We start from the raw sequence: 14,817 nt of genomic DNA, 5'->3' as shown, positions 1-14,817 counted from the left end.
TGTCGATCATTCCTGGCATGACATATTGCCCATTCGCATCAATGACTTCTTTTGCATCTTCAGTAATTTGTTCTGCTATGCAGGAGATTTTTTCATCTTTTATTCCAATATCAACCTTATAAACTCCATCCCGTAATACAACATTTCCGCCTTTAATAACCAAATCAAATGCCATGTGAAATACCCCTCTCAGGATCAAGAATTTTTTCAATCATTAGTTTTGCCATTTCTTTATTTATCTATTTTCTTCATTTAATTTCGGTGCCTTTGCAAACAATGTTCCTTTTGAATGCTGCCATTCAATCACCGTATAAATAATAAACGCTGAAATGATTCCGACAAACCAGGACATATCGTAAAGCGGCTTCAGTAATGGAATGAAATTACCACCTAAACAAAGGAATCCTGCGATAATCATTGTTATGATGGCGTTCACATTAAAACCATTTTTATAATTGTATTTGCCCTTTTTTGCATAAAGTTCGTTCAAGTCAATAGTAGTTTTTGAAATGAGAAAATACTGCGCTAACATAATTCCAGTTACTGGAGCTAATATCCCGCCAACAATATTTAAGAAGGTGNAAGGAATCCTGCGATAATCATTGTTATGATGGCGTTCACATTAAAACCATTTTTATAATTGTATTTGCCCTTTTTTGCATAAAGTTCGTTCAAGTCAATAGTAGTTTTTGAAATGAGAAAATACTGCGCTAACATAATTCCAGTTACTGGAGCTAATATCCCGCCAACAATATTTAAGAAGGTGAAAATACTTGTCGCATTCTCCATAAGTTTCCAAGGCATTACAAGAATCCCAATTACAGCTGCAATCATTGCACCCGACTTAAACGTTAATTTTTTCGGGAATAAGGACGCCAATTGGTAACCAGCAGGCACAATATTACCTGTCACATTCACCGATAATGTTGTTAAGCAAAGTGTAACAACGGAAATTGCGATTGCAAATGTTCCCTCAAACCGAGCTACAACATCAAGCACGTTCCATATTGGAGTCCCAAAAGCTATTTCAGATCCGACGATAATCGCGATACTTGCAATCGCAAATAATAAATACGACACAACAAGACCAATTGTTTGCCCGATTGCTTGGTCCTTCGTAGACCTCGCCAACCTTGTGAAATCTGAAACATTTACAATTGGTGCTGCCCAAGCTGCAATAACAGCTGTCACAGCAGCGATAAAGATAATCATTTTATTACCGGTAACCCCCGAGCCGGTATAAGCTAATATTGGTCCAATGCCACCTGCTAAGTTAATGGCCCAAATTGCCATTCCGCCAAAAACTATGTAAACAAGCGGTGAAAGGATATTTGAAAATTTCCCTAAGAAGCCCATTCCTCCATAAATTAAAGCAACATTCAATAACCAAAAAATCAAAAAGGAAAGCAATGCAGGCAATGATAATCCTAAAAAGCTCCAATCTCCGCCTAACGTTAAATACGTCGGCCAAAGCTTTCCAATTAAAATGGATAATGCTTGGCTTCCTGCGAAGGTCTGAAAACCGAACCACATGATCGCCGCAATAACCCCTCTTAATACTCCTGGAATCATTGCACCTTTTGTTCCAAACGATAAACGGAGCACCATCGCAAATGGCAGTCCATACTTTGAGCCCGCATGGCCATTAAGAACGAGCATTGCAGCTATTATTATGGAGGCAACCATAATTGCGGCAAAAACCTGGCCAACTGACAATCCTAATGCAAAAAGCCCACCTATTGCAATATAGTTAGGAATGTTATGGACGGCACCCATCCAAACAGTTGAAAAATTCCCAATGTTCCATTTTCTCTCTTCTTCTTTTGTCGGCAAAACGTCTTCACTATATCCCGCAGCCTTTAGTTGTTCTCTATCAAAATGACTCAAATGAATCCCTCCCTGGGTAACTCCAATATCCATTGAAGCTTTTTGTTCAAGTTCATCATCTACTTGAACTTATGTTTCGCGTACATAATAAAAAAATGCAATGGGGTTCATCGAATCATGTCGAAAACATTTCTTTATTTATTACCGCCATTACTATTATACAATAGTATTCGGCTTCACTTCTTTAGGTTTATTAAACAAAAGAAATATCTTTTTTTATTTATTATGCATAAAAAAAATTCACTTATATTCACTTCAAACAAACACTAGTGCAATTTGCACATTAACAACTGGCGAATAGTGTCAAACCTTTAAACGTCCTATATACAAAAGGATTTTGGGGTTGTGTAGAATGTACGGTTAATAAAAAATACTTTGCAGAGCACTCTCTGCAAAGTATTTTTTATCGTTCTATCTTAATTCTCAAAAATCGTCCCTTTTTTGAAGCTTGAGCCTTTAAAGGCGAACTTCGTTAGAAGATAATAAGCTATACCTGCTACTACTACACCGATTATCCATGCTAGCTCAACTTTTACGAAAGCAGCGCCTGCACCGATAAACATTGCAATCAAGCTTGCTGGATTAAACCCAGCGAAAGGACCATCTTCCTTGTACAATTCTACAGTATTTACTTTTTGCTTTCTTAAAATATAATAGTCGATTAATAATATCGCAATAACCGGTCCTAAAAATGCCGAGTAGATTAGAATGAACATATTAAGACCCTTAGATGAGGACTCCTGAATAAGCAACCAAGGAAATGCACCTAATGCAAGCAATCCCGTTACCGTTACAGCTGCTTTATACTTTAATTTTGTCAGCAATGAAATGACATAAGTTGGCGGAATTATGTTAGCAACCATATTTGTTGCAATTACAGCAATTACAATAAAGGCAGATACAAAAACTGAAATATAAGGATTATCGATTACAATTGGGAGTGCATGCGCAGGGTTCGTTACCCCAGTTGCAGCAGCGAGCATCGCCCCAATTACAAGAACAAAACCATATGATAAAGTAATTGGCAAAAAGTATAATGCTCCGCGTTTTCCATCACTCAAACCAGTTTTAAGTTCCCTGGAATAGTCTGCAGCACTTACAAAAATCCCTGCATAATTTCCTAAAAAGACCATGATAAGTCCGAAGAACGGCAAGCCCCATGAGCCTTTTGCCTGAACCCAGTTTTGGGAAATCTCAGTGCTATATGATGTTAAAAGAATTCCGAAAACATAAACAAGTGCTGCCATGAAAACAACAGATGCAACCGTCTCTACCCATTTAATTGCATGGAAACCGTATAATGAAAGCACAATCTGAAATACTTGCAGCGCTACAAAGCAAACAAAAACGTTATCAAAACTTCCGCCTGTAACAATTACGGCAATTTCATTTAAAGCAGTTCCACCAATCCAGCTTTGAATCCCGTACCAAACGATGGCTGGTATCCCACGGAGAAGTGACGATATCACAGTCCCTTTAATCCCAAAGGACATTCTAAGCTGTACAACATATGGAATTCCTTCTTTGTAACCGAGACGATCATTCAAAGCAAAAACAGCTGAAATGATCGCAATTGCGATAATCGCTGCTAAAATTGTTTGAAAGATGTTTAATGTCGCAACACCCGCTACAATGACACTAGCCCCCAGCGTCATATTGCCTAAGTTAACGCCGTCGCCGATCCACATGAAAACATAGTCTTTCGCTTTGACTGTCCTTTCCTTATCCGTTTTTGGATATAATGATTCATCCACTCCCGCGACATGTTTAATCTCGTTTGTATCGTAGCTTTCATTTGTTGTAGCCATATTTCATACCCCTTTTCTCTGTATGCCGAATTAAGATCGCATTTGATTTGACCGTTTAGCAAAAGTTTAGCCCAATTACTGTAAAATTATTTTTCTAAGGAAGAGATTGCATTTGGAATGTCACTTTGCTTTCTATATAGCCATCGGCACCCAAATTAGTTAAATAATTTTCAGCCCCCTAAAGAGCATTAGGCCTAACAATTTCCCCCTTAAACACGTTTTATATGTTAACAATACGTATTATACATAGCTTTACCAGTTAGGTCTTTATGTCTATTAAACAAAATATACAATCAACAACTATTGATACTGCATAAATTATTTTAATATAACCATCGATATGAACAACCATTTGTACAATTTAAACAATAGAAAATTAAGTATTTTTACCTTTTCTCATTCAAACACTGGAAACAATTGCGATTTGTTTTTGTTTAAGGGTTGATAGGGAATCATTAATAATAACTTGGCTCAAAATAAAAAGGAGTGACGTTTTATGTAAACAGCCACTCCTTTTTCATTCATTTTTTCATTTTCTCTTTTTGGCAATCATTTCAATCTCAACTTCAGCACCTAACGGCAAAGCCAAGACTGCTACACACGTCCGGGCAGGAAACGGGCTTGTGAATTGTGTTTCATATACTTCGTTCATTGCAGCAAAATTATTCATATCCGTTAAATAGACATTCACTTTTACCACATCATCAGGTGTGAGGCCAGCAGCTTCTAATACCTCAAATAAATTTTTGAAACACTCCTCAGTTTGTTTTCCAATATCCCCTTTCAGGTTTTCCGCCGAAATGGAGTTCATTGCTGTTTGGCCAGAGAAATAAACAAATTCACCTGCATCTACCGCATGTGAATATGGGCCGGATACTGTTGCGCTCTTTGCCTCATAAGCCTTCCTCATTTGATGATTCTCCTTTTTTAAATAATAGCAATATAATGCCCATAGTACTGGAAGCTGAGCGTATATTCAATAAAGTTGCTTTTAATTAAGGAAGTTATCCTCTGTATGGCATACAACAGTTACATTCTCTGTGATCTAAAAAGAAGATATCACTATTGGATTAGAGTAAGTTGTCTATTTCTGACCGGTGAAAGCGTGTGCCCTAAATGGATATCAGCAGCCAAATTTAACAGAGCATAATGAAAAAGGCATTGGGAACGATATCTTCCCAATGCCTTTTACCATTCATCGTTGTTTTGAAACCGAGCGGAAATCTAGGCTTCAACTTCACTTTCACGTTTGTATACCCACTGCCGAAAGATTCTTTCGTAATTTGCAAGCATCCATCCAAGAATTTTTCCGTTGCAATATGCAGCAATCAGTGTACCAATTCCAATCGATCCTAAAGATTGTATAAAAATTAAACATACAGTTCCAGCAACAACAACGTTAAGAAGGTCACTCGTAATTTTTGCTTTGCCGAATTTCATACCGAATCGTTCACTGATTACATACGTTAACGCATCGTATGGCATCAAAGGAAGTTTTGCTTTTATATAACCGAACAAGCCTGCCGGTAAAACAAATAAACTTATTATAAAATAGAGAACACGGGCAACTATGGTTTCAGGTGTGGGGAGAAGTTGAACGAGGAATAGCGTGACATCCATAAAGAACCCGAATAAGAACGCAACAATTAATTGAACTGTGTATTCCCTTATTTCTATCCGTTTGTTTAAAATAACTTGGACAATAATAAACAGGACATTTGCAAGCACTGTTGTAGCACCGACGGATAAGCCTGTTGTAAGAGAAACGGCAACCGGCAGCGAGGATACAGGCGATACGCCGAGCCCTGCTTGAATTGAAAAACTCACTCCAAGCGACAAAAAGAATAAGCCAAAGCAGTAAAGAGCGAGTCGTTTCGTAATATTCATTTGTGTCATAACATCCTTCACTTTTTTAAAATCATAAATATAAATGTAACACTGAATTCAACATATTAAAAATATATATTTGATAAACTAGTCATAACAAAAATGATATAACGGGGTTATAAAATGGATATTCGGCATCTATACTACTTTAAGGAAATTGTAAGGCAGGGCAGTATTTCAAAAGCGGCAGAGGTCCTTCATATGGCGCAGCCGCCGCTGAGCCAATTGTTGAAAAAGCTTGAAACGGAGCTGGGAACCACGCTGATTCAGCGGTATCGCCAGAAATGGGAGCTTACTGAAACCGGGAAGCTTTTATATCAGTATGCCGAGCAAATGTTGATTCAAATGCAAGATATGAAACAGCGAATCGAAGAAATTGAACAAGGTACAGCTGGAACCGTGCGATTAGGTGTTTCGTCTGCATGTTCGAATATGGCCATTGACTATGTCGGCACGTTCAGAGGACATTTCCCAAATGTGAAAATCACTATTATTCCTGGCAATTCGGAGGAACTACTAACAAAATTGGAACAAAGGCAAATCGATGTGGCGTTATTGTTACGTTCTGGGAAAAGCGAAAAGTTTAGGTTGAAAACACTTAAAAAGCAGCCAGCCGCCGTAATTGTCCCATCTAGTTGGTCATCGTCATTTTCAGAACGCGCTTCATTGAAGGAAATTGCCCATTACCCCTTGATTTTGTTAGGAGCGATGGAAGGCCATTCCTTCACTGAAAACATCCTTAACGCATTTGATCAACGCGGCCTTAAGCCGAATGTTATTATCGAGTCAAAAGATATTTCAATGGTTGTCTCACTAGTGAGCAGAGGATTGGGTTTATCGATTATTCCAAGAATGGATTATGTTTCTCCTTTTTTAGGACACACCGTGCTTTTCGAACTGGAGGAATTGGATTTTAGTGTTGAACCTATCTTTGTAAAGTTAAAAGATGAACCAATCGCAAAAGCAGCCCATCACTTTTGGGAAATTGTAAATGAGAAGATGTGAAAATTGTTTTTTAGCTGCTTAGAGCAGAAATTAAACCCACGAATGTTAAAAATGCCGCATCCGTGCATTTTGCTTTTTAGAAAGAGTCCTTGCTTGCCCTAACTATCCTAACTGCAAAAGAAGTCGGCTTCCATGTTCGGGAAATCAGAAAGTAATAAAGCTGTCCCCATTTAAATCGTTGGATTCGCGATTTTAAATGGGACAGCCTTGTATGTACTTACTTCATTTGATCTTCTACAGTTGGACCCATTATTCCAGGAACTTTCAATCCTGCTTGACGAAGAAGTACGGTCATTTGCCCGCGATGATGGGTCTGATGATCGATAAACAGTCTTAGTGTCGCACCTCTTGGCATTAACTGGCCGAGTGACTCAACTGCTTCAACAATTTTCTCGTCGGTTAAGTTGGTTTCAACTTCTTTTTTCAATTCCTCGGATGCCTTTTTATAAGCCTCCACAATCTCGCTTGCCTTGGACGGAACTGATTTTACATCCCCTGAAAACGATACATTCAGGCCTACCTGCCCGGCAAAGAACGGGATGCTCGTTGCCAAATGCCAGCCTAACCATCCAAGTGAACTATGGCCTTCCACTATTGACTGGTTCAATTTTTCATCTGATAAAGACTCCAATACGCTGATCGTTCCATTTGCTGCATGGGACCAATCTGCCAAAAAGTCATTTACTGTTCTATACATAAACTCACTCCTCTTAAACTGTATCAAACCTATTATTAGCATAATTACTTTTTATTTTCATTTTTCCGGCTCGGTTTGAGGAAAAGACGAAATATGGATGCTTTACTAGACAGAAAAAGCCGCTATGTTCTAGTGACAACAAGCGGCCACTCTCCAATATTCATTAATTGCGAATAAACAATTGCGTCAAATCCTTATTTGAGGGACACCTTTTCAGGATTTCAGCAAATCTTTGTCGCTCAAACGGATTTGAGGGACACCTTTTCAGGATTCTGCCCAATCTTTGTCGCTCAAACAGATTTGAGGGACACCTTTTCAGGATTTCAGCAAATCTTTGTCGGTCAAATGGATTTGAGGGACACCTTTTCAGGATTCTGCCCAATCTTTGTCGCTCAAGCGGATTTGAGGGACACCTTTTCGGGAGTTCAGCAAATCTTTGTCGCTCAAACGGATTTGGGGGACACCTTTTCGGGAGTTCAGCAAATCTTTGTCGCTCAAACGGATTTGGGGGACACCTTTTCGGGAGTTCAGCAAATCTTTGTCGCTCAAACGGATTTGGGGGACACCTTTTCGGGAGTTCAGCAAATCTTTGTCGCTCAAACGGATTTGGGGGACACCTTTTCGGGAGTTCAGCAAATCTTTGTCGCTCAAACGGATTTGGGGGACACCTTTTCGGGAGTTCAGCAAATCTTTGTCGCTCAAACGGATTTGGGGGACACCTTTTCGGGAGTTCAGCAAATCTTTGTCGCTCAAACGGATTTGGGGGACACCTTTTCGGGAGTTCAGCAAATCTTTGTCGCTCAAACGGATTTGGGGGACACCTTTTCGGGAGTTCAGCAAATCTTTGTCGCTCAAACGGATTTGGGGGACACCTTTTCGGGAGTTCAGCAAATCTTTGTCGCTCAAACGGATTTGGGGGACACCTTTTCGGGAGTTCAGCAAATCTTTGTCGCTCAAACGGATTTGGGGGACACCTTTTCGGGAGTTCAGCAAATCTTTGTCGCTCAAACGGATTTGGGGGACACCTTTTCGGGAGTTCAGCAAATCTTTGTCGCTCAAACGGATTTGAGGGACACCTTTTCAGGATTTTGGCAAATCTTTGTCGCTCAAACGGATTTGAGGGACACCTTTTCAGGATTTAGGCAAATCTTTGTCGCTCAATCGGATTTGAGGGACACCTTTTCGGGAGTTCAGCAAATCTTTGTCGCTCAATCGGATTTGAGGGACACCTTTTCGGGAGTTCAGCAAATCTTTGTCGCTCAATCGGATTTGAGGGACACCTTTTCGGGAGTTCAGCAAATCTTTGTCGCTCAATCGGATTTGAGGGACACCTTTTCAGGATAGTGCCCAAACAATGTCACTCAACGGGATTTGAGTGACTTCCTTTTCGAATTTTGCCCAAACAAAGTCACTTAACGGGATTTGAGTGACTTCCTTTCCGGGTTTTGCCCAAACAAAGTCACTCAACGGGTTTTGAGTGACTTCCTTTTCGAATTTTTCACAAACAAAGTCACTCAACGGGATTTGAGTGACTTCCTTTCCGACTTTTGCCCAAACAAAGTCACTTAACGGGTTTTGAGTGACTTCCTTTCCGAATTTTGCCCAAACAAAGTCACTTAACGGGATTTGAGTGACTTCCTTTCCGACTTTGGCCCAAACAAAGTCACTTAACGGGATTTGAGTGACTTCCTTTCCGACTTTGGCCCAAACAAAGTCACTTAACGGGATTTGAGTGACTTCCTTTCCGACTTTGGCCCAAACAAAGTCACTTAACGGGTATTGAGTGACTTCCTTTCCGAATTTTTCACAAACAAAGTCACTCAACGGGTTTTGAGTGACTTCCTTTTCGTATTTTCCACAAACAAAGTCACTTAACGGGTTTTGAGTGACTTCCTTTCCGAATATTTCACAAACAAAGTCACTCAACGGGTTTTGAGTGACTTCCTTTTCGTATTTTCCACACACAAAGTCACTTAACGGGTTTTGAGTGACTTCCTTTCATAATTTTTCACAAACAAAGTCACTAAACGGGATTTGAGTGACTTCCTTTCCGACTTTTGCCCAAACAAAGTCACTTAACGGGATTTGAGTGACTTCCTTTCCGAATTTTTCACAAACAAAGTCACTCAACGGGACTTGAGTGACTTCCTTTCCGGATTTTGCCCTAACAAAGTCACTCATTCGGATTTGAGCAGCTCGTGATCCGTTTATAAGCCCTGCCCGTGTTTCTCTACTAATGTAATTTCATTTTCCAGAAGTGTTTGGTTTTTGGCCTGCTGTAATTGGATGTTTTTTGTGTAGCAAATTTCTGCACATAAAGAACAGTCCACGCATTTATACGGTTGTAACGTGATTTTTTGCTGGCCGCGCTCATTTTTCATCGTCAAGGCTTCCGTTGGACAAAGAATCGCACATGCGCCGCAGAAATGGCAATCTTCGTTTATTTGAGGCAAACGAATGTCCTCTTGATACCACATCGCTTCATTTTCCTGCAATTCCTTTAAAAAGAGCGATTGCTTATTCATATACGGATACACTGATTCATTCGTCATTCTTTCAATAAGATGACTCCCTACATCGTTCCATTCTTTTTTCAGCTTTGACAGGGAGTCCCCTTGTCTTTTCTCTTGATACGTTGGAATCTTGGCAGAGCCGCCTAGCATTTCTTTTATTGCCAGTTTATTTGTTGATTTCGTTTCCTTAAAGAAAGCGGAAAGAAAATCCCTTCGTTCGACATTATAGTCGACGCTTTCCTTTGAATGGCTTATTTCGGAGGTAATCTTCATCTTTTGGCAACTAATCGTTTCCCCGGCTTGAAGTTCCCTTCTCCACAATTTTTCGCCCGTGCTAATTTCACAATCTGTACATGCCTGTTCAGGTTGATAGATCGATAGATTTTTACATTTGTTCAATATTGTTACCCAAGCTTCCTTTGGAATCATTCCCAGGCAAGGAACTGCAACTGTTGTAGCGTGTCCTTTCGAAATTGGCGTCCGATCACAATGGAGGTACACTTTTTCATGCCGCTCGCTTTTATGGATGGCTTCTTGAACAAATTGAGTGAGAGGGGGTTTGTTCATTGTTATGGCGCCTGTCGGGCATACCGCCCCGCAAATGCCGCAATCCACACAGCTGTCAGCGATAAGAATATCTTTATTTGCGAAGGAAATGCTAGTTTTAGGACAATGGTCGACACAGCTCGTACAGGTGCTTTTTGGAGAAATCAATTTCGTACAAAGATTGGCCTCCACACTCAATACCGCCATTTTTTTATCGATGACATTTACCCAGTTTAATAGATTCATTTCCTCCCCCCCCTCTCTTGTTCTACTTACAAATGAACCGCTGTTTCATAAAATAAGAACCTGCCCAAACATTCACTGGCCAGAAGGACTGCGAAAGCGGCCGAATAGATTTTCACATTCCGATACTCACTATTTTTATACGATAAAAGCATTAGCGCCGAGGCTGCAACGAAAGTCACAACCCTTACCCAGAAGAAGACATGCCCGAACGTTAATTTCGCTGTTTCCACAGCTTCTGGCAGACCTGCGAGCAAGGTAGAAAAATAGACCATCGCAACAATGGCAGCCGCTACTAGCGCTGGAATTGAAAGGCGTGAAATATTAACGGCCTGCTCCCTTCTGATCGCTAAACAAGCGGCCACATATAATGGGCCCAGCAAAAGCGCAGTTAAAAAGAAGGAAAACAATGTATTGGCGCTATCCCAAGCTGGAATCGCCGCGATCATATAAATTTTTGCCGATGAGAAGATCGCGATGACGCCAATAATAGAACCAATCCATCCGATTACGCCACGCTTTGCGGCATCCTCTTTATACCAAAACCATGTGTAAAGGAGTATGAATCCAAGGAAAGCTCCGTAGAACACAATCTCTCGGCTCAACCATGAGACGCCGAAATTCAGGATTGCACGGTACGCATGGAGCGGCTGGCCTAAATGGAGCATTGAAACTAAAAGTGAAATGCCTCCTAGGGCAAGAAGCGAAAGCAAAATCAGCAGCCCTGTATTTTTCGAAATGCCGCCTTTTGTTCGATCAAGCCACCAAAAGGCCACAAACCCGCCTAAAAGAAGCTGCGAAATTACGGTGAAGATTACAAGTGGAAGATCATGCATCATTAGGCCCTCCTAAACTGCTTGCCCGGTTTTGGCAAAATAAATTGTGTAGTTGGATGCGTAATGGAAGGATCCGCAAATGTAGGAACCACGCTCACCGTACCTGCCGGCTGGACTTCATTGTAATCGACGATTTCAATTGCCTCCAGCGGGCATTTTGAGACACAAATAGGAGATTCACCAACATCAAGCCGCTCGTAACACATGCTACACTTATCCATTTTCTTTTTAACAGGATTGTATTGTGGTACTCCGTATGGGCACGCCTTTCCGCACATTTGGCAGCCGATGCAAAGCTCCTGGTTATGGACAACAATGCCATCCTCCTCGCGCTTTGTATAAGCACCTACCGGACAAGCCGCTTTACAGGCAGGCTCATCGCAATGGTTGCACGCTGTCGATACAAAGGCTCGGACGGGAGAACCGACCAGGTCCTCCGGCAGCTCCCTTACCGTTCTCCTCCTCATTTGTGGTTCAAGCTGATAAAAGCTTTTACATGATATTTCACAGGCGTGGCAGCCGATACAACGATCAATATTAACTAAAAAGCCTAATTTTTTGGCCATTGGCTCCCCTCCTCCTTACGCTTTTTCAATTTTGACAAAGTTATCATGGAAGGCGATTCCGCGCTGGCCTTTACTATAGTCGCCCATATCCGATGGAATTGCCTTCACGTTGAAGTTTTCAGTGTAATTCACGTCTTTCCACCAGCCCTCATACATCACGACCGTATCTGTTGGAACGGTTTTCGTTAATTTGGCCGGCAACGTTAAATACCCTGCTTCATTTTTAACATGGACCATGTCCAGATCCTTGATGTTGTACTTCTTCGCCAATTCAGGGTGCATTTCGACAACCGGGTAGCTGTGGATGGCATCCAGCCAGTCAATATGCTGGAATTGGCTGTGAATGCCAAGCTTCCAGTGCGGGGAAATAGAGCGAATTGGATAACCTTCCGGAGCTTTATATTCCTCGACAAATACCGGTAGCGGATGATGCCCATATTCGGCGGCCTTTTTCGAGTAAAACTCATACTTCCCGGATGGGGTCCTGAACTTAAAGTCATTCCAAGCGACCGTCACCTTGTCCTTTGCCTTCACAGTTCCGCCATTTTTACGCAAATCGTCCCAGCTATTGACGCCGAACAGCTCCCTGATGCCATCGTTAAATTCCTTTTCGACCCACTCTTCAAGCGAGCCTGAAACTGGGAATGTGCAGGAGCCCGGTGCCAACTCATTTAACTTTTTCGACAGCCCCATGGCAATTTCGAGGTCGCTTTTTGTTTCATAAAGCGGCTTAATCGCCTGCTCATTTACGTTCATCCAGTAATGCCAATAGCTGACGTTGATACCCACAGTCTCAAAAGGAGTTGTGACAGGAAGGACAATGTCGGAAAGCTCAACCGTTTGGTTCATATACAGATCAGCTGTTACAATCAAGTCCATTTTCTCAAAAGCCTTTTTCACCACATTCGGCTCAGGATCCTGTGCAATTGGATTACGGCAAGCAATCCACATCATCTTGATTGGCGGATCATTTGCATCCAGCACCTGCGCGCCAAAGTTGTTCATATTCACATAACGGTCAGCTTCGCCCTTGGTTCCTTCAGGTACGCCGAAGCTCATCGTATGGTAGTTGAAGCCCCATGTTTCACCGCCGATATAATTCACGCCGCCGCCTCTTTTACCGATATTGCCGGTTATTGCCGCAAGCGCATCGATCGCGCGGACCATCGAACCACCATTTGTATGGCGCTGCATACCGAAACCGATCCAAATATTCGCTGGTTTCGCTGTCGCATATTCACGGGCAATCCGCTCAATGACAGGCTTTGGCACCCCTGTTTTCTCAGCAGCCCATTCAACGGTTATATTCTTTTTCACATAGGATACAAATTCCGAAAACCCAATCGAATGGTTCTGGACCCATTCCTCATCATATAATTGATGATCAAGAATGTAGCGAATCATCCCGAGAGCCAGTGCCCCATCTGTACTCGTGTTAATTTGGATATATTCATCTGCCTTTGAAGCCGTTTGGGTAATAAGCGGATCGATGACAACAAGCTTTGTTCCCTTTTCCTTCGCCTGCTCGATAAAGTACATCGAATGGACGGATGTCCATGCCGGATTTGCTCCCCAAAGAATGATATAATCCGCATCCATAAATTGCTCGGGGTCATTTGGGTAGGCAGTTCCCATATCAAACGTTTGCGCGTCCGAACCAGCCGGGTCACATGGCGTCCCCTGGGCCCTCGTTGTATAACCGATACTCGATAGCATGCCTTCTGTTGCATAGTTGAGAATGTTAAAATTTCCGGAATACTTATTCAGGCAAATTGGCAGCGTGCTTCCGTACTCCTTTTTAATGTCGAGGATTTTCTCCGCAATAATCGTATACGCTTCTTCCCAGCTAATCCGTTCCCAATTGCCCGAGCCGCGCCCCTTTTGCCTCATTGGGTATTTAATCCGGTCCGGGGAGTACACAACACGCGGATACGTATTCCCTTTCACACACAGTCGGCCTTTTGTATAGTTGTTGTTCTCATTGCCTGTAATAAATGTGATTCTTCCATCCTCGACTGTTGTTACAATCGAACATGTATCATAACAATTTCGCGGACACGCATTGTAAAATTGCTGTTTTTTGCCGTTTGAGCCCGCATTGGCGGTTGGGACAAGACCTCGCACCGCTTTATTCCCAATCGCTCCAAGACCCAACAACGAACTTAGGGCTGCGGAACCTTTTAAAAACGTCCGGCGGGAAAAGTTTTCAGTCAACATCTATCTTCACCTTCAATCATCTTTTTTTCGGAATGCAAAAATTCTTTTAGTAAAATGGCCATCGTACGGGTAAGACGATTACTGCTATTTTTCATAATCCGTGCGCAGTGTTCGAACGCCCATTCTAAAAGATGCTTTTCCAAAAACATCTTATAAAGCTGGTCATCTCGTTCAATTAAGAGATGCAGGATCAACTCGAATTCAAATTGGATGTGGTCATCCGGCATCTGCCCTTCATCTGCTACCTGAAGTCCGGCATGATGGTAAAAGTTCCGTACCTTCAATGTCTCCTGCTGCAAAACCGTCCCCTCAATATTCCGGTAACTCGATTCATACGGAGACGCCAGCAATTTATTCGGGCCAACAAATAACCGGTTGTAGTCATATTCAAATGCCAGGATGGCTGCAGCATCGGCTTCTTCAAGGCATTGTATCGCCTTGCACGCTTCGCCATTTAGCTTTGCAAGCTTGTATTCTGTTAAAATGTTTCCAAGTTGTTTCCATTCAGCTGAACCAAAATGGAGCATATCCCCTCGATAGTAATGGCAAAACAACTGATAATATAACAACCGTTCTTCTAACGTCATCACTGTTTCCTTTATAGCAGCCATA

15 protein-coding genes are annotated in these 14,817 nt (G+C 41.8%); 2 read left to right on the top strand and 13 right to left on the bottom strand.

What is annotated here, in order from left to right:
• Window positions 1–235: 235 nt before the first annotated feature.
• From RB160_RS16355 to RB160_RS16335, 5 genes are all read right to left on the bottom strand, one after another.
• Window positions 236–532, bottom strand: coding sequence for a cytosine permease (locus RB160_RS16355; protein WP_316571495.1), 297 nt, complete (start codon window positions 530–532; stop codon window positions 236–238).
• Window positions 533–570: 38 nt separating this feature from the next.
• The gene (allW, locus tag RB160_RS16350) at window positions 571–1,920 is read right to left on the bottom strand and encodes an allantoin permease (protein WP_483870180.1); all 1,350 of its coding nucleotides are present in this window, start codon (window positions 1,918–1,920) and stop codon (window positions 571–573) included.
• Between the two features lie 383 nt (window positions 1,921–2,303).
• Entirely contained in the window at window positions 2,304–3,695 is a 1,392-nt protein-coding gene (locus RB160_RS16345; protein WP_316571493.1) for an NCS1 family transporter, read from the bottom strand.
• Window positions 3,696–4,224: 529 nt separating this feature from the next.
• Window positions 4,225–4,605 carry a RidA family protein gene (locus RB160_RS16340; RefSeq protein ID WP_316571492.1) on the bottom strand — a complete coding sequence of 127 codons (381 nt, stop codon included), beginning with the start codon at window positions 4,603–4,605 and terminating at the stop codon, window positions 4,225–4,227.
• 314 nt (window positions 4,606–4,919) lie between these two features.
• Window positions 4,920–5,591 carry a YczE/YyaS/YitT family protein gene (locus tag RB160_RS16335; RefSeq protein ID WP_316571491.1) on the bottom strand — a complete coding sequence of 224 codons (672 nt, stop codon included), beginning with the start codon at window positions 5,589–5,591 and terminating at the stop codon, window positions 4,920–4,922.
• Window positions 5,592–5,705: 114 nt separating this feature from the next.
• On the opposite strand from RB160_RS16335, the gene RB160_RS16330 reads away from it, so the two are divergent.
• A complete protein-coding gene (locus tag RB160_RS16330) occupies window positions 5,706–6,587 on the top strand; it encodes a LysR family transcriptional regulator (protein ID WP_316571490.1) in 882 nt (293 codons plus the stop codon).
• 217 nt (window positions 6,588–6,804) lie between these two features.
• Here RB160_RS16330 and RB160_RS16325 read toward each other — a convergent pair whose 3' ends face one another.
• On the bottom strand, window positions 6,805–7,284 hold the full coding sequence (locus tag RB160_RS16325) for a DinB family protein (RefSeq protein WP_316571489.1): 480 nt from the start codon (window positions 7,282–7,284) through the stop codon (window positions 6,805–6,807).
• 198 nt (window positions 7,285–7,482) lie between these two features.
• Between RB160_RS16325 and RB160_RS16320 the strand changes: the two genes are divergently transcribed.
• Window positions 7,483–8,628: a hypothetical protein gene (locus RB160_RS16320; protein ID WP_316571488.1), complete on the top strand. Its 1,146-nt coding sequence runs from the start codon at window positions 7,483–7,485 to the stop codon at window positions 8,626–8,628.
• On the opposite strand, the gene RB160_RS16315 is transcribed toward RB160_RS16320, so the two are convergent.
• From RB160_RS16315 to RB160_RS16285, 7 genes are read right to left on the bottom strand one after another with little or no spacing between them, the layout of a single operon-like run.
• Window positions 8,620–9,249, bottom strand: a complete 630-nt coding sequence (locus RB160_RS16315; protein WP_316571487.1) for a hypothetical protein — start codon at window positions 9,247–9,249, stop codon at window positions 8,620–8,622. The two genes, RB160_RS16320 and RB160_RS16315, sit on opposite strands and share 9 nt — an antisense overlap.
• 33 nt (window positions 9,250–9,282) lie before the next feature.
• On the bottom strand, window positions 9,283–9,465 hold the full coding sequence (locus tag RB160_RS16310; RefSeq protein WP_316571486.1) for a hypothetical protein: 183 nt from the start codon (window positions 9,463–9,465) through the stop codon (window positions 9,283–9,285).
• A 26-nt stretch (window positions 9,466–9,491) separates the two neighbouring features.
• On the bottom strand, window positions 9,492–10,589 hold the full coding sequence (locus RB160_RS16305) for a 4Fe-4S binding protein (protein ID WP_316571485.1): 1,098 nt from the start codon (window positions 10,587–10,589) through the stop codon (window positions 9,492–9,494).
• A 26-nt stretch (window positions 10,590–10,615) separates the two neighbouring features.
• Window positions 10,616–11,425: a dimethyl sulfoxide reductase anchor subunit family protein gene (locus RB160_RS16300; RefSeq protein WP_316571484.1), complete on the bottom strand. Its 810-nt coding sequence runs from the start codon at window positions 11,423–11,425 to the stop codon at window positions 10,616–10,618.
• Window positions 11,425–11,988, bottom strand: a complete 564-nt coding sequence (locus RB160_RS16295) for a 4Fe-4S dicluster domain-containing protein (protein WP_316571483.1) — start codon at window positions 11,986–11,988, stop codon at window positions 11,425–11,427. The genes RB160_RS16300 and RB160_RS16295 overlap by 1 nt, the downstream gene beginning before the upstream one ends.
• A 15-nt stretch (window positions 11,989–12,003) precedes the next feature.
• Window positions 12,004–14,205 (bottom strand): molybdopterin-dependent oxidoreductase, encoded by a 2,202-nt coding sequence (locus RB160_RS16290; RefSeq protein ID WP_316571482.1) that lies wholly within the window; start codon window positions 14,203–14,205, stop codon window positions 12,004–12,006.
• The gene (locus RB160_RS16285) at window positions 14,199–14,816 is read right to left on the bottom strand and encodes a TorD/DmsD family molecular chaperone (protein WP_316571481.1); all 618 of its coding nucleotides are present in this window, start codon (window positions 14,814–14,816) and stop codon (window positions 14,199–14,201) included. The genes RB160_RS16290 and RB160_RS16285 overlap by 7 nt, the downstream gene beginning before the upstream one ends.
• Window position 14,817 lies beyond the last annotated feature (1 nt).

Origin of the sequence: Neobacillus sp. YIM B06451, assembly GCF_032667185.1 — a bacterium.
Classification (GTDB): domain Bacteria; phylum Bacillota; class Bacilli; order Bacillales; family Cytobacillaceae; genus Bacillus_D.
Note: the sequence above shows the minus strand (reverse complement) of the source record. Positions and strands in the feature narration are given on the sequence as shown.